The 24,862-nt window shown below is 69.0% G+C and carries 18 protein-coding genes and 3 rRNA genes; 2 read left to right on the forward strand and 19 right to left on the reverse strand.

Features of this window, described 5'->3' with window-relative positions:
- Positions 1–91 precede the first annotated feature (91 nt).
- The 15 genes from rrf to HUO13_RS29370 all read right to left on the reverse strand — a co-directional run bounded on the left by rrf (position 92) and on the right by HUO13_RS29370 (position 17,226).
- A 5S ribosomal RNA gene (rrf, locus tag HUO13_RS29300) occupies positions 92–208 on the reverse strand.
- A 121-nt stretch (positions 209–329) separates the two neighbouring features.
- Positions 330–3,402 (reverse strand): 23S ribosomal RNA (locus HUO13_RS29305).
- 237 nt (positions 3,403–3,639) lie between these two features.
- Positions 3,640–5,164, reverse strand: a 16S ribosomal RNA gene (locus tag HUO13_RS29310).
- Together the 16S, 23S and 5S rRNA genes form the textbook arrangement of a ribosomal RNA operon.
- 600 nt (positions 5,165–5,764) lie before the next feature.
- A complete protein-coding gene (gene tyrS, locus HUO13_RS29315; protein WP_211898204.1) occupies positions 5,765–7,039 on the reverse strand; it encodes a tyrosine--tRNA ligase in 1,275 nt (424 codons plus the stop codon).
- 63 nt (positions 7,040–7,102) lie between these two features.
- Positions 7,103–7,726: a DNA-3-methyladenine glycosylase gene (locus HUO13_RS29320; RefSeq protein ID WP_211898205.1), complete on the reverse strand. Its 624-nt coding sequence runs from the start codon at positions 7,724–7,726 to the stop codon at positions 7,103–7,105.
- 24 nt (positions 7,727–7,750) lie between these two features.
- Complete coding sequence (gene argH / locus HUO13_RS29325; RefSeq protein WP_211898206.1) at positions 7,751–9,193, reverse strand: argininosuccinate lyase; 1,443 nt, start codon at positions 9,191–9,193, stop codon at positions 7,751–7,753.
- Positions 9,194–9,243: 50 nt separating this feature from the next.
- Complete coding sequence (locus HUO13_RS29330; protein ID WP_211898207.1) at positions 9,244–9,741, reverse strand: arginine repressor; 498 nt, start codon at positions 9,739–9,741, stop codon at positions 9,244–9,246.
- Positions 9,738–10,667, reverse strand: a complete 930-nt coding sequence (gene argF / locus HUO13_RS29335) for an ornithine carbamoyltransferase (RefSeq protein ID WP_211898208.1) — start codon at positions 10,665–10,667, stop codon at positions 9,738–9,740. Before argF ends, HUO13_RS29330 begins: the two co-directional genes overlap by 4 nt.
- A complete protein-coding gene (locus HUO13_RS29340; RefSeq protein WP_211898209.1) occupies positions 10,664–11,845 on the reverse strand; it encodes an acetylornithine transaminase in 1,182 nt (393 codons plus the stop codon). The genes argF and HUO13_RS29340 overlap by 4 nt, the downstream gene beginning before the upstream one ends.
- Positions 11,845–12,756, reverse strand: coding sequence for an acetylglutamate kinase (argB, locus tag HUO13_RS29345; RefSeq protein WP_211898210.1), 912 nt, complete (start codon positions 12,754–12,756; stop codon positions 11,845–11,847). The genes HUO13_RS29340 and argB overlap by 1 nt, the downstream gene beginning before the upstream one ends.
- The gene (argJ, locus tag HUO13_RS29350) at positions 12,753–13,910 is read right to left on the reverse strand and encodes a bifunctional glutamate N-acetyltransferase/amino-acid acetyltransferase ArgJ (RefSeq protein ID WP_211898211.1); all 1,158 of its coding nucleotides are present in this window, start codon (positions 13,908–13,910) and stop codon (positions 12,753–12,755) included. Before argJ ends, argB begins: the two co-directional genes overlap by 4 nt.
- The gene (locus tag HUO13_RS29355) at positions 13,907–14,383 is read right to left on the reverse strand and encodes an ACT domain-containing protein (RefSeq protein ID WP_211898212.1); all 477 of its coding nucleotides are present in this window, start codon (positions 14,381–14,383) and stop codon (positions 13,907–13,909) included. The genes argJ and HUO13_RS29355 overlap by 4 nt, the downstream gene beginning before the upstream one ends.
- On the reverse strand, positions 14,380–15,408 hold the full coding sequence (argC, locus tag HUO13_RS29360) for an N-acetyl-gamma-glutamyl-phosphate reductase (protein WP_211898213.1): 1,029 nt from the start codon (positions 15,406–15,408) through the stop codon (positions 14,380–14,382). The genes HUO13_RS29355 and argC overlap by 4 nt, the downstream gene beginning before the upstream one ends.
- A 28-nt stretch (positions 15,409–15,436) precedes the next feature.
- Complete coding sequence (locus HUO13_RS29365; protein ID WP_211903242.1) at positions 15,437–15,967, reverse strand: arginine repressor; 531 nt, start codon at positions 15,965–15,967, stop codon at positions 15,437–15,439.
- On the reverse strand, positions 15,961–17,226 hold the full coding sequence (locus HUO13_RS29370) for a hypothetical protein (protein WP_432757778.1): 1,266 nt from the start codon (positions 17,224–17,226) through the stop codon (positions 15,961–15,963). Before HUO13_RS29370 ends, HUO13_RS29365 begins: the two co-directional genes overlap by 7 nt.
- Before the next feature lie 206 nt (positions 17,227–17,432).
- Between HUO13_RS29370 and HUO13_RS29375 the strand changes: the two genes are divergently transcribed.
- Both HUO13_RS29375 and HUO13_RS29380 read left to right on the forward strand, forming a co-directional pair.
- A complete protein-coding gene (locus HUO13_RS29375; RefSeq protein WP_249124162.1) occupies positions 17,433–18,740 on the forward strand; it encodes a glycoside hydrolase 5 family protein in 1,308 nt (435 codons plus the stop codon).
- Between the two features lie 39 nt (positions 18,741–18,779).
- Positions 18,780–19,421: a GNAT family N-acetyltransferase gene (locus HUO13_RS29380; RefSeq protein ID WP_249124163.1), complete on the forward strand. Its 642-nt coding sequence runs from the start codon at positions 18,780–18,782 to the stop codon at positions 19,419–19,421.
- Between the two features lie 21 nt (positions 19,422–19,442).
- Here the strand turns inward: HUO13_RS29380 and HUO13_RS29385 are convergent, their stop codons facing one another.
- The 4 genes from HUO13_RS29385 to pheS all read right to left on the reverse strand — a co-directional run bounded on the left by HUO13_RS29385 (position 19,443) and on the right by pheS (position 24,859).
- Positions 19,443–20,189 carry a gamma-glutamylcyclotransferase family protein gene (locus HUO13_RS29385; RefSeq protein ID WP_211898215.1) on the reverse strand — a complete coding sequence of 249 codons (747 nt, stop codon included), beginning with the start codon at positions 20,187–20,189 and terminating at the stop codon, positions 19,443–19,445.
- Positions 20,190–20,267: 78 nt separating this feature from the next.
- Positions 20,268–20,984 (reverse strand): S1 family peptidase, encoded by a 717-nt coding sequence (locus HUO13_RS29390; protein ID WP_249124164.1) that lies wholly within the window; start codon positions 20,982–20,984, stop codon positions 20,268–20,270.
- Positions 20,985–21,262: 278 nt separating this feature from the next.
- Positions 21,263–23,755 carry a phenylalanine--tRNA ligase subunit beta gene (gene pheT / locus HUO13_RS29395; RefSeq protein ID WP_211898216.1) on the reverse strand — a complete coding sequence of 831 codons (2,493 nt, stop codon included), beginning with the start codon at positions 23,753–23,755 and terminating at the stop codon, positions 21,263–21,265.
- 36 nt (positions 23,756–23,791) lie between these two features.
- Positions 23,792–24,859 carry a phenylalanine--tRNA ligase subunit alpha gene (pheS, locus tag HUO13_RS29400; RefSeq protein WP_211898217.1) on the reverse strand — a complete coding sequence of 356 codons (1,068 nt, stop codon included), beginning with the start codon at positions 24,857–24,859 and terminating at the stop codon, positions 23,792–23,794.
- Positions 24,860–24,862 lie beyond the last annotated feature (3 nt).

A 24,862-nucleotide genomic window follows, 5' to 3' on the forward strand; every position in this document is an offset into this window, starting at 1 on the left:
GTGCTTTTGATCGAATATGCGCACGAAAATAGGGGCCGGCCAGTTGCGTCCCCGCTGGGACGGGCCGACCGGCCCCTACTTCCTCGCGAATTGTCGGCGGTGTCCTACTCTCCCACACCCTGTCGAGTGCAGTACCATCGGCGCTGGCAGGCTTAGCTTCCGGGTTCGGAAAGGGACCGGGCGTTTCCCCACCGCTATCGCCACCGACAAACCCCACCCCACCACACACCCACGTGCAGGCGGGAAACCTCAAGGGTCCATCACAGACCATTCAATTATGTGCCTGATTGTTGTTTCAGACACCGTATAGTGGATGCGCAGCAACCTTTGTGAACAAGTCCTCGGCCTATTAGTACCCGTCCACTCCATCCATTACTGGACTTCCATGTCGAGCCTATCAACCCAATCATCTCTTGGGGGCCTTAACCCACAAAGGGGAGGGAGACCTCATCTAGGAACAGGCTTCCCGCTTAGATGCTTTCAGCGGTTATCCCTTCCGAACATAGCCAACCAGCCATGCCCCTGGCGGGACAACTGGCACACCAGAGGTCCGTCCGTCCCGGTCCTCTCGTACTAGGGACAGCCTTCCGCAAGTCTCCTACGCGCGCGGCGGATAGGGACCGAACTGTCTCACGACGTTCTAAACCCAGCTCGCGTGCCGCTTTAATGGGCGAACAGCCCAACCCTTGGGACCAACTCCAGCCCCAGGATGCGACGAGCCGACATCGAGGTGCCAAACCATGCCGTCGATATGGACTCTTGGGCAAGATCAGCCTGTTATCCCCGGGGTACCTTTTATCCGTTGAGCGACACCGCTTCCACCAGCCAGTGCCGGATCACTAGTCCCTGCTTTCGCACCTGCTCGACCCGTCAGTCTCACAGTCAAGCTCCCTTATACACTTACACTCAACACCTGATTGCCAACCAGGCTGAGGGAACCTTTGGGCGCCTCCGTTACCCTTTAGGAGGCAACCGCCCCAGTTAAACTACCCACCAGGCACTGTCCCTGAACCCGATCAGGGCCCGAGGTTAAGATGCCCAGAACGACCAGAGTGGTATTTCAACAACGACTCCACACCCACTAGCGTGAGCGCTTCCCAGTCTCCCACCTATCCTACACAAGCCGAACCAAACACCAATACCAAGCTATAGTAAAGGTCCCGGGGTCTTTCCGTCCTGCCGCGCGAAACGAGCATCTTTACTCGTACTGCAATTTCACCGGGCCTGTGGTCGAGACAGCGGAGAAGTCGTTACGCCATTCGTGCAGGTCGGAACTTACCCGACAAGGAATTTCGCTACCTTAGGATGGTTATAGTTACCACCGCCGTTTACTGGCGCTTAAATTCTCCGCTTCACCCCCAAAGGGGCTAACGGGTCCTCTTAACGTTCCAGCACCGGGCAGGCGTCAGTCCGTATACATCGTCTTACGACTTCGCACGGACCTGTGTTTTTAATAAACAGTCGCTTCTCCCTGGCCTCTGCGGCCACCACCAGCTCCCGCCGCACGGACGTTCACCAGCAATGGCCCCCCTTCTCCCGAAGTTACGGGGGCATTTTGCCGAATTCCTTAACCACAGTTCACCCGACCGCCTCGGTATACTCTACCTGACCACCTGTGTCGGTTTCGGGTACGGGCCATGCACACACTCGCTAGAGGCTTTTCTCGGCAGCATGGGATCACTCACTTCACCACCACGGCTACGCATCACCCCTCACCCCTATGGCATGCGGATTTACCTACACACCGGGCTACAGGCTTACACCAGTACTACCACTCACTGGCAGAGCTACCCTCCTGCGTCACCCCATCACTTGACTACCGCGGAATCAGGTCCCATGCACCAACCATGCTCGTCCGAAAACTCACACAGCCAGCGGATGGTTAGTCTCAACCGTTTCACCATGGACGCATATGCACGGGTACGGGAATATCAACCCGTTATCCATCGACTACGCCTGTCGGCCTCGCCTTAGGCCCCGACTCACCCTGGGCGGACGAACCTGCCCCAGGAACCCTTAGTCATCCGGCGGCAGAGATTCTCACTCTGCACTCGCTACTCATGCCTGCATTCTCACTCCCACACACTCCACACCAACCTTACGGCGGCACTTCACTGCATGCAGGACGCTCCCCTACCCAACACAACATCAGTCGCATTGACACGGCTTCGGCGGTGTACTTCAGCCCCGCTACATTGTCGGCGCAGGACCACTTGACCAGTGAGCTATTACGCACTCTTTCAAGGATGGCTGCTTCTAAGCCAACCTCCTGGTTGTCTCAGCGATCCCACATCCTTTCCCACTAAGCACACACTTAGGGGCCTTAGCCGGTGTTCTGGGCTGTTTCCCTCTCGACGACGAAGCTTCTCCCCCGCCGTCTCACTGCCACGCTTCACCCAAGGCGTATTCGGAGTTTGGCTGACGTCAGTAACCTGATAGGGCCCATCAGCCAACCAGTGCTCTACCCCACCCGGGAAACACGCAACGCTGCACCTAAATGCATTTCGGGGAGAACCAGCTATCACGGAGTTTGATTGGCCTTTCACCCCTACCCACAACTCATCCCCCAGGTTTTCAACCCTGGTGGGTTCGGGCCTCCACACGGTCTTACCCGCGCTTCACCCTGGCCATGGGTAGATCACCCCGCTTCGGGTCTGCACCACGCGACTCAACGCCCTCTTCAGACTCGCTTTCGCTCCGGCTACCCCACACACGGGTTAACCTCGCCACGCAGCAGCAACTCGCAGGCTCATTCTTCAAAAGGCACGCCATCACCCAAAGGCTCTGACGGATTGTAGGCACACGGTTTCAGGAACTCTTTCACTCCCCTCCCGGGGTACTTTTCACCATTCCCTCACGGTACTATCCGCTATCGGTCACCAGGAAGTATTTAGGCTTAGCGAGTGGTCCCGCCAGATTCACAGCGCCCTCCACGGAAACGCTGCTACTCGGGAACACCACCACACGCAGTGCATCGATTTTCGCCTACGGGACTCTCACCCACTCCGGCCAGGCATCCCAACCTGTTCAACTAACCAACACACACACGCTGAAGAGTCAGCAGCCTCCTCCAGCAGCGCCCCACAACACCGCACACGCAACCCCTGCCAGGTATCCCACATGCACGGTTTAGCCTCCTCCGCTTTCGCTCGCCACTACTCACGGAATCACCAGTGTTTTCTCTTCCTACGGGTACTAAGATGTTTCACTTCCCCGCGTTCCCCCCAACACCCTATACATTCAGATGCTGGTAACCCGACATCACTCGGGCTGGGTTTCCCCATTCGGACATCCTCGGATCACAGCTCGGTTGACAACTCCCCGAGGCATATCGCAGCCTCCCACGTCCTTCATCGGCTCCTGGTGCCAAGGCATCCACCATGTGCCCTTTCAAACTTGGCCACAAAGATGCTCGCATCCACTATACAGTTCTCAAACAACAACCAGAAGACAACACACAAGCGTGTTCCCTCAGGACCCAACAACGTGCCAACAACCTCCACACCAACACACACAACATTGGTGAACGGTCAGCGTTTCCACTAATCCTCCGAGCACCCACAACAGCACCACACACGGGCACTACGCTGCGGACACCCCACCGAACTCAGTTCGATGGAAGTGAATGCTGCTCCTTAGAAAGGAGGTGATCCAGCCGCACCTTCCGGTACGGCTACCTTGTTACGACTTCGTCCCAATCGCCAGTCCCACCTTCGACCACTCCCCCCCACAAAGGGTTGGGCCATGGGCTTCGGGTGTTACCGACTTTCATGACGTGACGGGCGGTGTGTACAAGGCCCGGGAACGTATTCACCGCAGCAATGCTGATCTGCGATTACTAGCGACTCCGACTTCACGGGGTCGAGTTGCAGACCCCGATCCGAACTGAGACCAGCTTTAAGGGATTCGCTCCACCTCACAGTATCGCAACCCTCTGTACCGGCCATTGTAGCATGTGTGAAGCCCTGGACATAAGGGGCATGATGACTTGACGTCATCCCCACCTTCCTCCGAGTTGACCCCGGCAGTCTCCCGCGAGTCCCCACCATTACGTGCTGGCAACACAGGATAAGGGTTGCGCTCGTTGCGGGACTTAACCCAACATCTCACGACACGAGCTGACGACAGCCATGCACCACCTGTACACCAACCACAAGGGAAACCCCATCTCTGAGGCAATCTAGTGCATGTCAAACCCAGGTAAGGTTCTTCGCGTTGCATCGAATTAATCCACATGCTCCGCCGCTTGTGCGGGCCCCCGTCAATTCCTTTGAGTTTTAGCCTTGCGGCCGTACTCCCCAGGCGGGGCGCTTAATGCGTTAGCTACGGCACAGGAACCGTGGAAACAGTCCCCACACCTAGCGCCCAACGTTTACGGCGTGGACTACCAGGGTATCTAATCCTGTTCGCTCCCCACGCTTTCGCTCCTCAGCGTCAGTATCGGCCCAGAGACCCGCCTTCGCCACCGGTGTTCCTCCTGATATCTGCGCATTTCACCGCTACACCAGGAATTCCAGTCTCCCCTACCGAACTCAAGTCTGCCCGTATCGACCGCAAGCTGAAGGTTAAGCCTCCAGTTTTCACGAACGACGCGACAAACCGCCTACGAGCTCTTTACGCCCAATAAATCCGGACAACGCTCGCACCCTACGTATTACCGCGGCTGCTGGCACGTAGTTAGCCGGTGCTTCTTCTACACCTACCGTCACCCGAAGGCTTCGTCGATGTCGAAAGAGGTTTACAACCCGAAGGCCGTCATCCCCCACGCGGCGTTGCTGCGTCAGGCTTTCGCCCATTGCGCAAGATTCCCCACTGCTGCCTCCCGTAGGAGTCTGGGCCGTGTCTCAGTCCCAGTGTGGCCGGTCACCCTCTCAGGCCGGCTACCCGTCGTCGCCTTGGTAGGCCATCACCCCACCAACAAGCTGATAGGCCGCGGGCTCATCCTGCACCGCCGGAACTTTCCACACACAGACCATGCAGCCATGTGTCCTATCCGGTATTAGACCCAGTTTCCCGGGCTTATCCCAGAGTGCAGGGCAGATTACCCACGTGTTACTCACCCGTTCGCCACTCATCCACACCCGAAGATGCTTCAGCGTTCGACTTGCATGTGTTAAGCACGCCGCCAGCGTTCGTCCTGAGCCAGGATCAAACTCTCCAACAATGACTGTCGAAAACAATCCCAGCAGACACTCAAACAACCCCACAGGGTCGGAGCGCCATACTCAAAGAAACCACCAAACCCCGACAAACAACCACAAAAACCCTGGTCATCCACGAGATTCAGGGGCATAAAAACTACACTAACCTAAATCATCGGCACGCTGTTGAGTTCTCAAAGAACACACCCACACCATCACCCCGACCCAATTTCAGGCCGCGAAGCTCCGGGGAGCATTTCCTCTCGCTTGTGTTCACCACACTAGCAGCACTCAATTCCGGCGTTTTCAGGGGGGTCACTTCCGCGCACCCCGCTCGAACCCGACCAAAACCCTCGAGCCACTGCATGGAGTTGTGAACACCAGTCAAGCTAACAAAAGCTCACTTTGTGTTTCGAGGCCGCCCACTCTACCACCCGAAGGCAGGAGCTTGGTTCGCAACCCCCGTCAGTGCCCGGCCCGTTTCTGTCCGGCCCGTTCCGCGCTGACATGAAGTAATTTACGCGCCGATGAACACGGAGTCAAATCGGCTCGAAGCAGCGCCCGAAGCGATCCGACCCGGCTAAAGCCGCAGGTCAATGACCGTTTCCGGCGCTGCCTCCAGGTTAGTGCAACACCTTTGCGCCCGCAGTGTGACGCTTGCCACGGCGCACTACCAGCCAGCGGCCGTGCAGCAGGTCCTCCTTCGACGGGGACCACGTCTCATCTGCGATTTTGCTGTTGTTGACGTAGGCGCCGCCCTCGTTGATGGTGCGGCGGGCCGCGCCGCGTCCCGCCACGAGGCCGGTCTCCACGAGCAGTTCCACGATCGTCGGGCCGTCGGAGAGGTTGACCTCGCCGGTGGGCACCTCCGCCATCGCGGCGTCGAGCGTCGGCTCGTCGAGGTCCCGCAGCTCGCCGCGGCCGAACAGGGCCTGGCTGGCCATGACGACCTGGCGCGTCTGCTGCTCGCCGTGCACCAGGGTGGTCAGCTCCTCGGCGAGCCTGCGCTGGCCGGCGCGCAGCTGGGGCTTCTCGGCCGTGGTGCGCTCCAGCTCCTCGATCTCCTCCCGGGACAGGAAGGTGAACAGTCGGAGGTACTTGGCGACGTCGGCGTCTGCGGCGTTGACGAAGTACTGGTACCAGGCGTACGGCGAGGTCATCGACGGGTCGAGCCAGACGTTGCCGCCGCCGGTGGACTTGCCGAACTTGCGCCCTTCCGCGTCGGTGACCAGCGGCAGCGTCAGGGCGTGCACGGCGGCGCCGTTCTGCTTCCGGACCAGGTCGACACCGGCGATGATGTTGCCCCACTGGTCCGACCCGCCGAGCTGGAGGCTGGTGCCGTGCCTGCGGTGCAGCTCGACGTAGTCGTTGGCCTGCAACAGCATGTAGCTGAACTCGGTGTAGGAGATGCCGTCGGTCTCCAGGCGCCTGCGCACGGTCTCCCTGGCCAGCATGGTGTTGATCGAGAAGTGCTTGCCGATGTCGCGCAGGAAGGCCGTCACCGACAGATCGGCGGTCCAGTCGGCGTTGTTGGCCATGATCGCGCCGGTCGGGGTGTCGTCGAAGTCCACGAACGCCGACAGCTGGCGCCTGATGCGCTCAGTCCACTCCACGACGGTGTCGGCGTCGTGGAGGTTGCGCTCGCCGACATCGCGCGGGTCACCGATCAGCCCGGTCGCGCCGCCGGCGAGCACGACCGGCCGGTGGCCGGCCTGCTGGAAGCGGCGCAGGGTCAGGATCGGGATCAGGTGCCCGGCGTGCAGGCTCGGCCCGGTGGGGTCGAAGCCGGCATAGAGCGTGAGCGGGCCGGCGTCGAGCTCGGACCGGAGGGTGTCGAGGTCGGTGGACTGCGCGATCAGGCCGCGCCAGGACAGGTCGTCAAGGATGTGCTCGCTCACGCGTGCAATTCTGCTGCATGCGCGCAAGCGCGATAACGCCCGGTCCCCGCCTCGCGGTGCGCGTTACGCCCGCTCGCGGGGCCGTCGGCGGCCGCCGCGCCGGTAGGAGCTGACCGCGGGCGAGCCGTCCACCCAGGAGCGCCACGGCAGGTCCATCGCGGAGGCCACGCCCACGCGCGGGCCGGTGCGCACGTCGTCCTCGTCGACCGGGTGACCGTTGTGCAGGCGGATCGGCGAGTCGGGGGCGGTGAGGTCGATGCCGTTGTGGTCCCGGGTGATGCCGAGGACGCTGGCCAGCCGGGCCGGGCCGCTGGCGAGCTGGGTGTCCTTGCGCACCGCGGGCCTGCGGCGGCGGGCGAGATCGTGTCCGGCGGTGATCTCACCCGCGCGGAGCAGCACCGCGCCGGGCACCCCGTCGGTCAGGCACACCACGTTGATGCAGAAGTGCATGCCGTAGACGAAGTAGACGTAGAGGTGCCCGGCGGGGCCGAACATCACGGCGTTGCGCTCGGTCCGGCCGCGGTAGCAGTGCGACGCCGGATCGTCACCGCCGCGGTAGGACTCGACCTCGACCAGGCGGACGCGGACCTCACCCTCGGGGCTGGCCGAGCGCAGTTCGCAGCCCAGCAGCCGCCGCGCCACCCACAGCGGGTCGTGCGCGAGTTCGTCGCGTTCCACCTGGCTCACGTGCGTAGAGGTTACCCGTCCTGATCAGCCGGCCAGCCACTGCCGATGGCCGGCGACGGTGGCCACGACGCGTTCCCGCTGCTCGGCGACCCTGGCCGGGGCGGTGCCGCCGTGCGCGTCGCGGGAGGCGATCGAGCCGCCGACGGTGAGTACCTCTCGCACCTGAGGCGTCAGCGCCGGGTGCGCGGCGGCCAGTTCGGCGTCGGTGAGCTCGTCGAGCCCGACGCCCCGCGACTCGGCCTTGCGCACGCACTCCCCCGACGCCTCGTGCGCGACGCGGAACGGCACGCCCTGGCGCACCAGCCACTCGGCGATGTCGGTGGCGAGGGTGAAGCCCGCCGGTGCCAGCTCGGCGAGCCGCTCGGTGTGGAAGGTCAGCGTGCCGAGCATGCCCGCCATCGCCGGGAGCAGGAGGTCGAGCTGCTCGACGGAGTCGAAGACGGGCTCCTTGTCCTCCTGCAGGTCGCGGTTGTAGGCAAGCGGCTGCGCCTTGAGGGTGGCCAGCAGGCCGGTGAGGTTGCCGACCAGCCGTCCGGACTTGCCGCGGGCGAGCTCGGCGACGTCGGGGTTCTTCTTCTGCGGCATGATCGAGCTGCCGGTCGCCCAGGCGTCGTCGAGCGTGACGTAGCCGAACTCGGCGGTGTTCCAGATGATCACTTCCTCGGCGACCCTGGACAGGTTCACCCCGAGCATCGCCAGGCAGAACGCCGCCTCGGCTGCGAAGTCGCGCGAGGCCGTGCCGTCGATGGAGTTGTCGACCGCGCCGCCGTCGAAGCCGAGCTCGGCCGCGACGGCCTGCGGGTCGAGCCCGAGCGAGGAGCCCGCCAGTGCACCGGAGCCGTAGGGCGAGAACGCGGTGCGGGCGTCCCAGTCGCGCAGGCGGCTGACGTCGCGCAGCAGCGACTGGCAGTGCGCGAGCAGGTGGTGTGCGAGCAGCACCGGCTGCGCGTGCTGGAGGTGCGTGCGGCCCGGCAGCACCGCGTCGGGGTGGGCCGCGGCCTGGGCGGTGAGGGCGTCGACGACGTCGAGCACGCCGGAGGTGACGCGTCGCACCGCGTCGCGCAGCCACATCCGGAAGAGCGTGGCGACCTGGTCGTTGCGCGACCGGCCTGCCCGCAGCTTGCCGCCGAGCTCGGGGCCGACGCGCTCCAGCAGGCCGCGTTCGAGGGCGGTGTGCACGTCCTCGTCGTCGATCACCGGCTGGAAGGCGCCGGACTCGACGTCGGCGGCCAGCACGTCCAGTCCGGCCAGCATGCGTTCGAGCTCGTCGGCGGTGAGCAGTCCCGCCTTGTGCAGCACCCTGGCGTGGGCGCGCGAACCGGCGATGTCGTAGGGCGCCAGGCGCCAGTCGAAGTGCGTCGACAGGCTCAGCGCGGCCATCGCCTCGGCCGGGCCGGAGGCGAAGCGGCCGCCCCAGAGCTTGGTGGGCCCTGCCTGGCCGGCCTGGCCGCCGTCTTGCTGCGTCACGGTGGGTTCCTCAGTCGTCGTACGTGGGTTTCGGTTTGGATCTGCACGGCCTACGGGCCGCTCGCCTCGCGTTCTCCGGCTGCCATGGTGGTGAAGCGTTCGGCCAGATCAAGCCCGGTCAACGGCTCCCTGGCGATGACCATCACCGTGTCATCACCCGCGATCGAGCCGACGACCTCCAGCAGCGCCGAACGGTCGATCGCACTGGCCAGGAACTGTGCCGCACCCGGCGGGGTCCGCAGGACGGTGAGGTTGCCCGAGCCGTCGGCGCTGACCAGCAGCTCAGCCAGCAACCGGCTCAACCGCGACGTCCCGCCCTGCACACCACGCACCGGACTGCCGTCCTCCGGAATGACATACACCGCGGCACCACCGTCCGGGCCGCGCAGCTTCACCGCACCCAACTCGTCGAGATCCCGCGACAACGTCGCCTGCGTCACCTCGATCCCGTCACCGGCCAACAGCTTGGCCAGCTCCGTCTGGCTGCGCACGCCCATGGACGACACCAGCTCCACGATGCGGGCCTGCCGCGCCACCCGGGTGGTCACAGTCGTCGCACCAGCCAGGTCAGCAGCGCCTTCTGGGCGTGCAGGCGGTTCTCCGCCTCGTCGAACACCGCGCTGGCCGGGCCGTCGATGACCTCGTCGGTGATCTCCCAGCCGCGGTGGGCGGGCAGGCAGTGCAGGACGCTGGCGGCGGGCTTGCCGGTCGCGGCCAGCAGGTCGGTGTTGACCTGGAACGGCCGGAACGGGCTGACCCGGTCCTTGCCGTCGTTCTCCTGGCCCATCGAGGTCCACGAGTCGGTCACCAGCACGTCGGCGCCCTCGACCGACGGCTTCGGCTCGGTGAACACCGCCACCGAACCGCCGGTCTCGGCGGCGCGCTTCTTGGCCGCGTCGAGCACCCAGTCGGCGGGCGCGAAACCCTCGGGGGCGCTGACGCGCACGTGCATGCCCGCGGTCGCACCGCCGACCAGCAGCGAGTTCGCCATGTTGTTGGCGCCGTCGCCGAGGTAGGTGAGGGTGAGCCCGGCGAGGTCGCCGTGGCGTTCCCGGACGGTCTGCAGGTCGGCCAGCACCTGGCAGGGGTGGAACTCGTCGGTGAGCGCGTTGACCACCGGCACCGTCGAGGCCGAGGCCATGGAGTCGATCCTGGCCTGGGCGAAGGTCCGCCACACCACGGCGTCGACGTAGCGGGACAGCACCCGGGAGGTGTCCTCGATGGTCTCCTCGCGGCCGAGCTGCATCATCCGCCCGTCGACCACGATCGGCTGGCCGCCGAGCTGGCGGATGCCGACCTCGAAGGACAGCCGGGTGCGGGTGGAGTTCTTCTCGAAGATCACCGCCACCGACTTCGGACCGGCCAGCGCGTCGCAGCCGAGCGGGTCGGCCTTCAGCTCGGCCGCCAGGTCGAGCACCTCGGCCTGTTCGGCCGGGCTGAGATCGTCGTCGCGGAGGAAATGCCTCAGAGTCACTTGGTCACCTCGAGCAGAGCGGGCAGGTCGGCCAGCAGCCGCTGGACCTGCTGGGGCTGGATCACCAGCGGCGGGCAGAGCCGGAGCGCGTCGGGCTGGACCGAGTTGACCAGGTAGCCGGCCTCGAGCGCGCGGGCCGCGACGTCGGCGGCCACCGGGCGGGTCAGGCCGATGCCGATCAGCAGGCCCGCGCCTCGGACCTCGCCGACCAGCGGGTGGCCCAGCGCCTGGATTCCGGCGGTGAGGTCCTTGCCCATCCGGTCGACGTGTTCGAGCAGCCCTTCGGAGGCGATGGTGCGCAGCACCGCCAGCGCGGCGGCGCAGGCGATCGGGCTGCCGCCGAAGGTGGTGCCGTGCATGCCGGGGCGCAGCAGGTCGCCCACCGGGCCGATGCCGATGCAGGCGCCGATCGGCAGGCCGCCGCCGAGGCCCTTGGCCAACGTGATCACGTCCGGGACGATGCCCGCGCGCTGGAAGGCGAACCACGATCCGGTGCGGCCGATGCCGGTCTGCACCTCGTCGACGACCAGCAGGGCGCCGTTGCGGCTGGTGATCTCCCGCGCGGCCTGCAGGTAGCCCTCCGGCGGGACGATGACGCCGTTCTCGCCCTGGATGGGTTCGAGGAACACCGCCGCGGTGGTGTCGTCCACGGCGGACTCCAGCGCCGCGACGTCGCCGTAGGGCACGTGCTCGACGCCGGCGGGCATCGGTTCGAAGGGGGCCCGCTTGGCGGGCTGGCCGGTCAGCGCGAGCGCGCCCATGGTGCGGCCGTGGAAACCGCCGTCGGTGGCGACCACCTTGGTCCTGCCGGTGAGCCGGGAGATCTTGAACGCGGTCTCGTTGGCCTCCGCGCCGGAGTTGCAGAACAGGACGCGGCCCTGGCCGGTGAGCCCGGCGAGGTCGAGCAGTTCCTCGGCGAGCTTCAGGCCGCCGTCGTGGGCGTAGAAGTTGGAGACGTGGCCGAGCCGGGCGGCCTGGTCGCCGATCGCCTGGACGACCGCCGGGTGGCAGTGGCCGAGCGCGTTGACCGCGATGCCGCTGACCAGGTCCAGGTAGGTGCGCCCGTCGGCGTCGGTGACCTCGCAGCCCGATCCGCTGACCAGGGTCAGCTTCGGGGTGCCGTAGTTGTCCATCATGGACGACTGCCAGCGCTGCCCGCCGTCGGTGTTGCCAGTCATCACTTCTCCCCCGTTCCGGCGGGCAGCACCATCGTGCCCACGCCCGCGCTGGTGAACACTTCGAGCAGGACCGAGTGCGCGAGCCTGCCGTCGATGACGTGGGCGCGCGGCACCCCGCCGCGCACCGCCCGCAGGCATGCCTCCATCTTCGGCACCATCCCGGAGGCCAGCCCCGGCAGCAGCGCCTCGAGCTCGTCGGCGTCGAGCCTGGTCACCAGCGACGACCTGTCGGGCCAGTCGGTGTAGAGACCTTCGACGTCGGTGAGCACCACGAGCTTCTCCGCTCCGAGGGCCTCCGCCAGCGCTCCGGCGGCGGTGTCGGCGTTGACGTTGTGCACGACGCCGTCGGGGTCCGGGGCGATGGTGGAGACCACCGGGATGCGGCCTGCGCGGATCAGGTCGAGCACGGCGTCGGGGTTGACCGACACCACGTCGCCGACCAGGCCGACGTCGACGGCCTCGCCGTCGACGGTGGCGGTGCGGCGCCTGGCGGTGAACAGCCCGGCGTCCTCCCCGGACATGCCGACCGCGTGCGGGCCGTGCTGGTTGATCAGGCCGACGAGCTCGCGGCCGACCTGGCCGAACAGCACCATCCGGACCACGTCCATCGTCTCCGGCGTGGTGACCCGCAGCCCGCCGCGGAACTCGCCCTGCATGCCGAGGCGTTCGAGCATCGAGGTGATCTGCGGTCCGCCGCCGTGCACGACGACCGGGTGCAGGCCCGCCAGCCGCAGGAACACCATGTCCTGGGCGAAGGCGGCCTTGAGCTCGTCGTCGATCATGGCGTTGCCGCCGTACTTGACCACGACGGTGGCGCCGTGGAAGCGCCGCAGCCACGGGAGGGCCTCTATGAGCACGCTGGCCTTCTCCGCGGCGGTCGACAGCCGGTCGCTCACGGGGTTCTCGGTCATGACGAGTACGCGCTGTTCTCTTCGACGTAGCCGTGCGACAGGTCGGTGGTCAGGATCGTGGCCTGGTGCCCGCCCAGGTGCAGGTCCACCACGATCTCGATGTCGCGGCCGGACAGGTCGGCCTCGCTGCGGTCGCGGGCCCGTGTACCGCCGGCGAACAGGGTGACGCCGTTGGCGGCGATCTCGACCTTGTCGGCCTCGATGTCCACCCCGGAGCGGCCGAGCGCCATCGCGATCCGGCCCCAGTTCGGGTCCGAACCGAACAGCGCGGTCTTGACCAGGTTGTCCTCGGCGATGGTGCGTCCGATGTGGACGGCGTCGTCCTCGCTGAGCGCGCCGCGCACGGTGATGTCGACGGCCTTGGTCGCGCCTTCGGCGTCGGCCTGCAGCTGGCGCACGAGGTCGGTGCAGACCTCGGTCAGCACCGGGGTGAAGTCCTCGGCGGAGACCTCGACGCCGGAGGCGCCCGAGGCCAGCACCAGGACGGTGTCGTTTGTCGAGGTGCCCCCGTCGACGTCGAGCCTGCCGAAGGTGACGCGGCTGGCCTCGCGCAGCGCCCGTTCCAGGTCGTCGCCGCCGATCACCGCGTCGGTGGTCAGCACGCTGAGCATGGTGGCCATGTTCGGCGCGAGCATCCCGGCGCCCTTGGCGAAGCCGCCGACCGACCAGCCGTCCCCGGTGGCCAGCGCCTGCTTGGCCCGGCTGTCGGTGGTGAGCACGGCGCCGGCGGCGTCGGAGGCGGCCTGCCCGGTGCCGTCGAGCGCCTTGGCGGCGGTCTCGACGCCGGAGAGCACGGCGTCCATCGGCAGCCGCTCGCCGATCAGGCCGGTGGAGCACACCGCGACGTCGATCGCGCCGACGCCGAGCACGTCGGCGACCTTCTCGGCGGTGGCGTGGGTGTCCTGGAAGCCTTCCGGACCGGTGCAGGCGTTGGCGCCGCCGGAGTTCAGCACGACCGCGCGCAGCCGCCGCTCCTGGAGGACCTGCTGCGACCACAGCACCGGTGCCGCCTTGACCCTGTTGGTGGTGAACACCCCGGCCGCGGCGCTCGCCGGGCCGTCGTTGACCACCAGCGCCAGGTCCAGGGCGCCGCCGGACTTGATGCCCGCGGCCACCCCGGCCGCACGGAAACCGGCTGGACCGGTCACGCTCATCGCTGCTCCTCGGTGTGTTGGGCGCTGTCTGAGGTCGGGTGGTGCGGCTCCTGCGATCCGCCCGCGCGGGTGCCGCCGGGCTCGGTGCGGACCGAGTGCCCGGCGGCGGTGAGCGCCTTGGCCGCGGCCTCGGCGTCGTCGGCCGGGACGAGGATCCAGTCGGTGTCGAAGGTCGACAGCGTGAACACGCTGATGCCGGCGTCGGCCAGCGGGGTCAGCAGGCCGACCAGGACGCCGGTCAGCGAGAAGTCCAGCGGGCCGGCGACCTCCAGCGCCACGAACGGGCCTTCCACGCGGATGTCGGGTCCGGCGTCCTCGGCGAGGCTGTACGGGAAGACCACCGTGCGGCCCGCCTCGGTCGTCAGCGTGCCGTGGATCGCGGCGGTGCCGCCGGTGAGCGCGATGTTGGCGTGCGCGGGCACCAGACCGACCGCGAGCCGTTCGGGGTGCAGCCGCAGGTCGAATCCGGTCACGGCGCCACCCCCACCAGCGGCAGGCCCGTGCTCTCCGGCAGGCCGAGCGCGAGGTTCATGCACTGCACGGCTCCGCCCGCGGTGCCCTTGGTGAGGTTGTCGACCGCGCCGACGGCGACCAGGCGGCCCGCGTCGGGGTCGACGGTGACCTGCAGGTGCACCGTGTTGGCGCCCAGCGTCGCGGAGGTCTGCGGCCAGGTGCCTTCGGGCAGCACGTGCACGAAGGGCTCGTCGCCGTAGGCGTCGAGGTAGACCTTGCGGACCGCTTCGGCGTCGGTGTCGGCGCGCAGCGCGGCGCTGCACGTGGCCAGGATGCCACGCGCCATCGGGGCCAGCACCGGCGTGAAGGACACCCGCACCGGCTCGCCGCCCGCGGCGCTGAGGTTCTGGATCAGCTCGGGGGTGTGGCGGTGCGCGCCGCCCACGCCGTAGACGCTGGCCGAGCCCATGACCTCGGCGGAGAGCAGGTGCGGCTTGAGCGCCCGCCCGGCGCCGGAGGTGCCGGTGACCGCGACCACGACGACCTCGGGGTCGACCAGGCCCGCCGCCAGCGCGGGCGCGATGGTCAGCGACGAGACGGTCGGGAAGCAGCCGGGCACCGCCACCCGGCGGGCGCCGGTGAGCCGCTGCCGCAGCCCGGGCAGCTCCGGGACGCCGTAGGGCCAGGTGCCGGGGTGCTCGCCGCCGTACCAGCGGGCCCAGTCGGTCGGGTCGTTGAGCCGGTGGTCGGCGCCGCAGTCGATGACCACGGTGTCGTCGCCGAGCTCGGCGGCGATGGCGGCCGAGTGGCCGTGCGGCAGCGCCAGGAAGACGACGTCGTGGCCGCTGAGCTGCGCGGTCGTGGTGTCGGCCAGCACGCGGTCGGCCAGCGGCAGCAGGTTCGGGTGGTGCGCACCCAGCTCGCTGCCCGCGTTGCCGCCCGCCGTGAGCGCGCCGATCTCGACCTCGGGGTGCGACAGCAACAGGCGCAGGAGTTCCCCGCCCGCGTAGCCGCTCGCACCCGCAACCGCCACCCGAACTGTCATACGGATGATTATGCACTCCTATGCAACATCAATCAACTTGAAGTCCCGGTGGGGCCTCCTCCGCGTTACGTGGAGACTTCAAAGTCTCCGCCATCGCCATGAACCGCTCGGCCAGATCAAGCCCGGTCAACGGCTCCCGCGCGATGACCATCACCGTGTCATCACCCGCGATCGAACCCACGACCTCCACCAGCGCCGAACGATCGATCGCACTCGCCAAGAACTGCGCCGCACCCGGCGGAGTCCGCAACACCGTCAGATTGCCGGAACCGTCGGCGCTCACCAACAGCTCGCCCAGCAACCGGCTCAACCGCGACGTCCCGCCCTGCACACCACGCACCGGACTGCCGTCTTCCGGGATCACATACACCGCCGCGCCGCCATCCGGGCCCCGCAGCTTCACCGCACCCAACTCGTCGAGATCCCGCGACAACGTCGCCTGCGTCACCTCGATCCCGTCACCGGCCAGCAGCTTGGCCAGCTCCGTCTGGCTGCGGATCGCCTTGGAGGAGACCAGTTCCAGGATGCGGGCCTGCCGCGCCACCCTCGTCGTCACGATCGTCGCTCCTCGGCCGTCGCCTCGCCGGCTTCGACGAGCGCCGCGGCGCGCAGCGCCAGCAGCAGGGGTAGCGATCCGACATCGCGGATCTTGTCCGGGAGGCCGTCCGCGGTCAGGATCGCGGTGCCCGCCCGCAGCTCCGCTCCCAGCGCGGCGAGGTCGATCCCGACCGCGTCCACGCCCTCGCTGTAGAGCAGCTCCGCTCCCTTCGCCCGGGTGCCGCGGACCTCGGCGCTGGAGACCGACAGCCTGGTCACCCCGAAGAACTCCGGTTTCGCGCCGCGCTCCATCCAGCGCGCGAACCCGGTCAGCTCGGTGCCTGCGAGGGCTTCGGCCGGCAGACCGGTCTCCTCGCACAGCTCCCGCTCCATGCCTGCCCGCAGGGCGTCGCGCAGCGCCCCGTGCGCCGCCCCGCCGGGCCCCTTGAGGTCGCGGGGCTCCAGCGAGCCGCTGCCCGAGGGTGCCAGCAGCATCGGGCTTGCGGCGTTGCGGTCGGACTGCAGCACCAGCAGGACGTGGCCGTCGGTGGTCAGCGCGAGGGTGGAGATCCCGACGACGTCGGCCAGCTCGCCCGCGGCCAGCGTGCGCAGCCTGCCCGAGGCGTCGGTCAGCAGCCGGGTGCGCGGGTCGAACTCCTCGCCGGTGTCTCGCCTGGTGATGCGCATCGCGCACAGCTCGTTGGAGCACTGGACGTCGAAGAACCTCGCGCGGTGCAGGCGGATCGGCGTCGGCACGTCGTCCGCACCCGGAAGCGGGTCGGACCGCATGCCCACCACCGCACCGTTGAACAGCAGCCTGCCGCGGGCCCGAATCGGCAACACGTGCGGTGCGGTCGCGCGCAGGATCGGTGGCAGCGCGTAGGGCTGCTCGTCGACCACGGCGGCGAACGAGCGCTCGCGCAGTGCCCGGTCGATCTCGTCGCTGACCAGCGCGGTGCCGCGATTGGCGAAGTGCAGGTACCGGGAGGCCGGGTAAGCCGCGGGCGCTGGGATCTGCTGGTGCGGGAACGGCGAGGCGATCGAGGAGAACTCGTAGGCCGACCACCGGCTGCGGAGCTGGCGCAGGTCGCGCACGAACGTGACGATGCCGAGCACCAGCGCGAGCAGCGACAGCACGATCCCGACCGCGCTGGGCAGGATGGTGATCGCGCCGAGCAGCACGCCGAGCGCGGAGACGACCACCGGCCACTCGCGGGCGGCGAGGAACCACGTGTAGTCGGCCCGGGACCTCGCCCGCCGGATCAGCTTACGCAACCCCACCGCCCCCAAGATCGTTCTCGGACCTCGCCAAGATTACGGCAGCGGTGCGTCGCGGCGGCCCCTTCCGGGCGAACTCCGATCGCGGGACCCGCGGACTGAATCCACCACCCGGCGCACTCGCGCCGCCGGTCATGGGCCGATCGGGCGCTGGTCGGCGTCGCAGGTCTGGACCACCATCACCGGCAGCCGCGAGATGGGGAGGCCGCATGCGCATCAACCGACGCACGTTGCTCGGAGCGGCGGCGACCGCGAGCACGCTCGCCTTGGCTCCGGGCACCGCGAACGCCGCGGGCGCTACCCGGCGGCGCGTGCGGCTCGGCGTGAACTACACGCCGTCGACGCGCTGGTTCCACATCTGGGAGGACTTCCGCGCCGACGACCTGCGCCGCGACCTCGACGACATCGCCGCGCTGGGCCTGGACCACATCCGGCTGCTCCTGCTGTGGCCGGCGTTCCAGCCGGAGCCGAACCTGGTCAGCGGCCACCAGCTCGACCTGCTGGCCCGGTTCCTCGACCTGGCCGACGACGCCGGGCTCGACGTCGAGGTGACGGTCTTCAACGGCCACATCTCGGCGCGCTACTGGACGCCGAACTGGTTGCAGACCGAGCCCAAGCCTGCCAACTGGTTCACCGACCCGGCCGCCATCGCGGCTCAGCAGCGGCTGTTGCGGGCGCTCGCCGAGCGGATCGGCGGGCACCGGCGGTTCCTCGGGTTCGACCTCTCCAACGAGGTCTACTACTACTGGGACAACTACGCGGGCCTGGAGGTCTCCCCCGCCGAGGCCGACGCGTGGCTGGACGCGCTGTCGCGGGTGAGCCAGCAGGTCGCTCCCGGCCGGATCAACACCAAGGGCTGCGACTCCGCGCCGTGGGACGCGCGCGGCACCAAGCTGTTCGGCCGTCATGCGCTGGCGTCGGCAGGTTCGGTGACCTCGATCCACCCGTGGACCTCGTTCAGGGGCGTGCTGAAGACGGATCCGCTGGGGCCGCTGGCCACCCACAACGCCGAGCGGCTGGTGCAGGTGATGCAGGCCTACAGCCCGGTGGTCGACCGCCCCGTGTGGGTGGAGGAGGACGGCGCCGCGCCGTCGATCCACTTCAGCGACCGGACGCGGCCGCTGCTCGGCGAGTGGATCAGGCGGTCGGTGCGCAACGTCGCGAGCTGCGACCACGTCTTCGGCTTCACCTGGTGGTGCTCGCACGACGTCTCCGAGGCGCTGGTGCCCGCGCTCAACCCGCTGGAGTACGACCTGGGCCTCTACACCAACGACCGCCGCCTGAAACCGGCCGGGGCGGCGCTGCGGGAGCTGGCAGCCGAGTTCGACCGCAACCCACCTGAGGTGCGGCCGCGGCACACCGGCATCATCGTCGCCGATGACGATCCGGGACAGGGCAGCGACCTCTTCTTCGAACTGGCCGCGGACGGTGTGCGGGCCGCGTTCGTCCTCGCAGGCCGCGCAGGCGACGAGGAGCACCTGCGGCAGCGCGGGATCACCGAGCTCGTGCGCCCCTGACCTCGCGGGACCCGCGGGCGGGTTGGTTCAATGTCGATCATGAACGCGATGCTGGCCGGGCGGCGGGTTCGGCTGCGCCGCGTCCAGCACGCGGACCGGCCGACCCTGATCCGCTTCGACCAGGACGCCGCGCGGTTCCCCTCGGTGGACGGCTACCGGCACTGGGCGGCGCACCGGGCGAACCCGACCGCCGCGGGCGACGACCCGCGCCTGGCCATCGAGACCCGCGCCGGCGGCGTGCTCGTCGGCTCGGTGTGCGCGACGCGGATCGCACCGGGCTCGGACCGGTTCGGCTACGGCGTGGGCATCGGGCCGCGGTACCGGCGCCAGGGCTACGCCGAGGACGCCATCGGCGTGCTGCTGGACTTCATGTTCAACCAGCTCGGATACCGCCGCTGCGAGGTCGGGATATACGGCTGCAACCACGCCTCGCTCGCCCTGCACCGCAAGCTCGGGTTCGGCGAGGAGGGGCGGGTGCGCGACCCGGAGTACCTGTGCGGGCAGGCCAAGCACCTGGTGCTGATGGGCATCACCGCCGACGAGTTCGCCCAGCGGTTCGCCTACTCGCGGCTTTCGTACCCCGCATCACCGCAGCGACCGGCCGGGGCGGGCGCGCCCGCCGGACCTGCGCTGTCGACCCACCTGGACGGGCCGGGCGAGCCGAACGGCCCCGTCGCGTAGGACGGCCGACCGCCCGAGTCGTCAACCGTAAAGCTCCGCCAGCGTCGGCCCGCTCGGTTCACCCTCGATCTCGGTGACGACGAGCCCGTCGGAGGCGGCCTGTTCCCCGACCAGGTGCACCGCGTCCGCCTGATCGACGTCGGCGCAGCGCACCAGGTGGCCGTCGACCACCAGCGGCGAGCGGTTGAGGTGGATCGGGATTCCCGTGCGCAGGGCCTCCGGACGCGCGGTGTAGGCGAGCACGGACTCCAGCACGCGGCCGTCGTCGAGCCGCACCGGCGCGTGCACCTCGCAGAGCCGGTAGCGCTGGCCGCGCCCCTCGCACTCGTCGAGGACCGCCCGCTGGTCCGGGGTCACCAGCCACACCGCGTGCCGTTCGACCACGCCGGGCATCCCGGCCAGCACCGCGGGCCGCTGGCCGTCGCGGGCCCGCACCCCCGCCGACCACACCGCGACGATCCCGTGGCACCGCGCGCCTATCACCACGACCGGTCCGCGCAGGCCGAGCCGGTCGCGCAGCCAGCTGATCTTCGAGGGGTTGACGTTGGAGCCGTAAGCCAGCACCGGTAGCCGTTCGCCGAGCGGCGCGACCCCGTGCTCGGCCAGCTCCTCGTCGAGGTCCCGGCCCGCGATCGTCCACCTCGACGGGGCGTCCTCGGAGGGCTCGACGTGGTAGCCGGAACGTCCGATGTGGACGAAGGAGCCGTCGGGCCGCGTGCCGGGGTAGGGGTCGGCCGGGTAGTCGTCGTCGATGAAGTCGGGGGGCATCGGCACCGATCCTTCCCCGCCCGCACCGCACGGGCAACCTCGGCGGGGCGCCGCCGAGGTCGCCCGTCGAAGGTCCGGTCAGACGCCGGCGACCGAGCGGATCCAGTCGCGGAAGGCGCCGACGTGGGTGTACTGGCAGGTCTTGTCGGTGCCGGTGGACAGCACGCCGACCTGGGTGCCGTTCCCGGCGAACATCGGCCCGCCCGAGTCACCGACGCCGCAGACCCCGTTGATGGCGGTGCCGTCGACCGCCTTCCCGCCGTAGGCGTCCTTCGCCGCGACGTCGGTGACCCGCAGCTTCGCGTTCTTCAGCAGCGGCGACTGCTCCTCCTGCTCGGTCTGGCCCCAGCCGTGGATGGTCACCTCGTCGCCTTCGGCGACGTCGTCGAGCGTGCCGAGCCGCACCGTCTCGGCCTGCACCGGGCTGCTCAGCTGCAGCAGCGCGAGGTCCGCGGCGTCGTGGAGCCGCACACCGCCGGCCGCGACGTCGACGTACTGCCCCTTGGCGTGCTCGACGTCGCCGATCCGGAAGCCCCACTGGTGCTGGTCCTGGATGCAGTGCCGCGCGGTGAGGATCCACTCCGGGGAGATCACCGACGCCGTGCAGTGGCCGTCCTTGCCGTCCTGGTAGAGCCGAGCCGCCCACGGGGCGGACTCGGTGAACTCGCCGTCGACGATCATCGGTGCGGAGGCCGATGCCGTCGGCGCGGGCGGCAGCCCCGAGCCCAACAGCGACACCGCCCCCAGCAGCAACCCGGCACCCGCCAGCAACCCCAACGCACGACGCCCGCTCATCGGTCTCCTTCCGCAGCGGCGATCTCCTGGGGCAGAACCTATGGGGCGGGCGAACCGGGCAGCACCGGCGAAAGTGGGCGCGGGGCAACGACTTCTCGTCGCTTCCGGGCGAGCGGATCAGTACGAAGGTCCGGTGGCGGGGCCTCAGGCCGGACGTGCTCGGCCGCCGGAGCGTGTCGCTGCCCGCAGTGGCGCTGGCGGCTCCCCGGCTGTCCGCCACCGGAAAGCAGGAAGCCGCCCGTGCACGAGTCGTGCACGGGCGGCTTCGGCGATGGGGATCAGGCGCGCAGCGTCGCGCCGAAGCGCTTCTCGGCCGCGGCGACCGCCGCGTCCCGCCCCTCGGTCGCCTCGTCCTGCTTGAGGGTGCGGTCCGGCGCGCGGAAGCGCAGCGCGATGGCCAGCGACTTCTTGCCGGCCTCCAGCTGCTCGCCGGAGTAGACGTCGAACAGCCTGACGTCCTCCACCAGTTCTCCCGCGCCCTTGCGGACGGTCTCCACGAGCTCGGCCGACGGCACCGACGCGTCCACGACCAGCGCGATGTCCAGCAGCACCGGCGGGTAGGCCGAGACCACCGGCGCGGGCCGGTCGTCGGTCAGCGGCAGCGCGTCGAGGTCCAGCTCCATCGCGCAGGTGCGCTTGGGCAGGCCCAGCGCCTCGACGACCTTCGGGTGCAGCTCACCGGCGTGCCCGACGACGGTGCCGCCGACCGCGAGCTGCGCGCAGCGGCCCGGGTGCCACGGAGCGAGGTCGCCCGCGGTGATCGTCAGCTCCACGCCTGCCGCGGCGGCGACCCGGCGGGCGGCCTCGACCGCGTCGGCCCAGCTCACCTCGCGGCCCTTGCCCCACCAGCCCGCGTGTTCGCGCTGGCCTGCCAGCACCACGCCGACGTGCGTCGGCTGCGCGGGCAGCGCGGCGTGCAGCGCCTCGATCTCGTCGTCACCGGGACGCTGCGACACGCCGACCTGCGGCACCGGCGGCTGCTCGGCGGCGGGCTGCACGACCTGCCCGACGTGGAACAGCGCGAGGTCGCGGCGACCGCGGGCGACGTTGCGCTTCAGGGCGTCGATCAGCCCGGTCAGCACCGTCGTGCTCAGCTCCGGGCGGTCGCTCTCCAGCGCGTTGAGCAGCGACAGCGTCCGCCTGCGCGGGTCGTCGGCGCCGATGCCCAGCCCGTCGAGGACCTCGGGCCCGGTGAACGGGAACGGCAGCACCTCGACGTAGCCCTCGTGGGCCAGCGTCCGCGACACCGCGCGGTGCCTGCGCTGCGCAGGGGTCAGGCCGCGCCCGGGCGGCGCGGCGGGCAGCACCGACGGGATCGTGTGGTACCCCTCCAGCCGCAGCACCTCCTCCACCAGGTCGGCGGGCTGGACCAGGTCCGGCCGCCAGCTCGGCGGGGTCGCGGTGACCAGGCCGACGCCCTCGTCGGAGGTGCTGACCTCGATGCGGCAGCCGATCTGGGTGAGCCGGCGCGCGGTGACGCCGCGCTCGTAGTTCACCCCGGCGATGCGGTCGGGCAGCGCCAGCGGCATCGTCACCGGCGCGGGCGCCTTCGGCTCACCGACGTCGGTGCGGCCCTGGGCGATGGTGCCCTCGCCGTAGCGGACCAGCAGCTGCGCGGCCAGCTCGGTGGCCACCGGCGCGACCGCAGGGTCGACCGAACGCTCGAACCGCTTGCCCGCCTCGCTGGGCAGCTTGTGCCTGCGGATGGTGCGGGCGATGCTGGCGGGGTCCCAGTTCGCCGCCTCCAGCAGCACGTCGTGGGTTTCGGAGCCGATCTCGGTGCTGGCACCGCCCATGACCCCGGCCAGCGACACCGGGCCCCTGTCGTCGCAGATCACGACGTCGTCGGGGTCGAGCTCGCGCTCCACGTCGTCGAGCGTGGTCAGCTTCTCGCCCGCCTTCGCCCGGCGCACGACGATGTCGCCGGCGAGCTTGGTGGCGTCCCAGGCGTGCAGCGGCTGGCCGAGCTCCAGCATCACGTAGTTGGTGATGTCCACCGACAGCGAGATCGAGCGGATGCCCGCCAGCGCCAGCCTGCGCCGCATCCACCACGGCGTCGGCGCGGTCGGGTCCACCCCGGTGACCCGGCGGAAGACGAACCGGCTGCACGCGCTCGGATCGGCGATCTCCACCGACCGCGACGGCTTCTCGTCGGCCGGGACCGGCAGCGTGCCCGGGTCGCCGAAGGGCACCTCCAGCGCGTTGGACAGCTCGCGCGCCAGGCCGCGCACCGAGAAGCAGTAGCCGCGGTCGGGGGTGATCGCCAGCTCGATCACGGCGTCGTCGAGGCCGACCAGCGCGACGGCGTCGTCACCGGGGTCGGCCGAGCCCGACGGCAGCACCAGGATGCCGTCGTGGTCCTCGCCGATGCCCAGCTCCTTGGCCGAGCAGATCATGCCCCGGCTCATCCGGCCGTAGGTCTTGCGCTCGCCGATCTCGAAGCCGCCGGGGAGCACGGTGCCGGGCAGCGCGACGACGACCAGGTCGCCCTCGCGGAAGTTGGTGGCACCGCAGATGATCTCCTGCGTGCGCTTCTCGCCCGACTCGTCCTCGCCGACCTCGACCTGGCAGTGCCGGATCGGCTTCTTGAAGTCGGTGAGCTCCTCGATCTCGGCGACGCGGCCGACGACCAGCGGCCCGCGCACCGACGACAGGTGCGTGACCTCCTCCACCTCGAGCCCGATCCGCACGAACGCTTCGGCCAGCGCCTCCGCGGTCGTCTCCTCGGGCAGCTCCAGGTGTTCGGCCAACCAGGAAACCGGGATCCGCACTTGGTCAGGCCCTTCTCTCGTTGCAGTGCTGACAGGTCAGGAGTCGATGCCGAACGGCTGGGTGAACTGGACGTCACCCTCGACCATGTCCCGCATGTCCGGGATTCCGTTGCGGAACTGCAGGGTGCGTTCCAGGCCCATGCCGAAGGCGAACCCGGTGTGGGTCTCCGGGTCGACGCCGCAGGCACGCAGCACGTTCGGGTTCACCATCCCGCAGCCGCCCCACTCGACCCAGCCGGGGCCGCCCTTCTTCTGCGGGAACCACACGTCGACCTCGCCGGACGGTTCGGTGAAGGGGAAGAACGACGGCCGCAGGCGGGTCTTGGACTCCGGACCGAACATCACCCGGGCGAAGGCGTCCAGGGTGCCCTTCAGGTGCGCCATGGTCAGGCCCTTGTCCACCGCGAGCCCCTCGACCTGGTGGAACACCGGGGTGTGGGTGGAATCGAGCTCGTCGGTGCGGAAGGTGCGGCCGGGGCAGACCACGTACACCGGCAGCTCGCGGTCGAGCAGCGCCCGCACCTGCGCCGGGGACGTGTGGGTGCGCAGCACCAGCCCGGAGTCCTTCGGGCCCACGTAGAAGGTGTCCTGCATGGTGCGGGCCGGGTGGTCCTTGCCGAAGTTCAACGCGTCGAAGTTGAACCACTCGGTCTCCAGCTCCGGGCCCTCGGCGACCTCCCACCCCATCGCGACGAAGGTGTCGGCGACGTGCTCGATGAGCTGGGTGATCGGGTGCCGGGCGCCGGCGGGCACGCGGTCCCACGGCAGCGTCACGTCGACGGCTTCCTCACGCAGCACCCGCTCGTCGCGCTCGGCCTGCAGCGCGGCGCGGCGCTCGTCGAAGGCGCCCTGGATGGCCTCCCGCGCCTCGTTGACGCGCTTGCCCGCGTCCGAGCGGGCCTTCGGCGGCAGCGCGCCGATCTCGCGGCGGGCGGTCAGCAGCGGCGAGCGCTCGCCGAGGTGCGCGGGCTTGGCCGCGGCCAGTTCGTCGAGGTCACCGGCCTTGTCGAAGGCCTCGCGGGCGTCGCCCACCGCGCGTTCCAGCGTCTCCGCGGAGAGCGCGGCGACCTGCTTCGGGTCGTACGGGTCGTTGGCTCCGGACATCGT

This window comes from Saccharopolyspora erythraea, assembly GCF_018141105.1.
GTDB lineage: Bacteria > Actinomycetota > Actinomycetes > Mycobacteriales > Pseudonocardiaceae > Saccharopolyspora_D > Saccharopolyspora_D erythraea_A.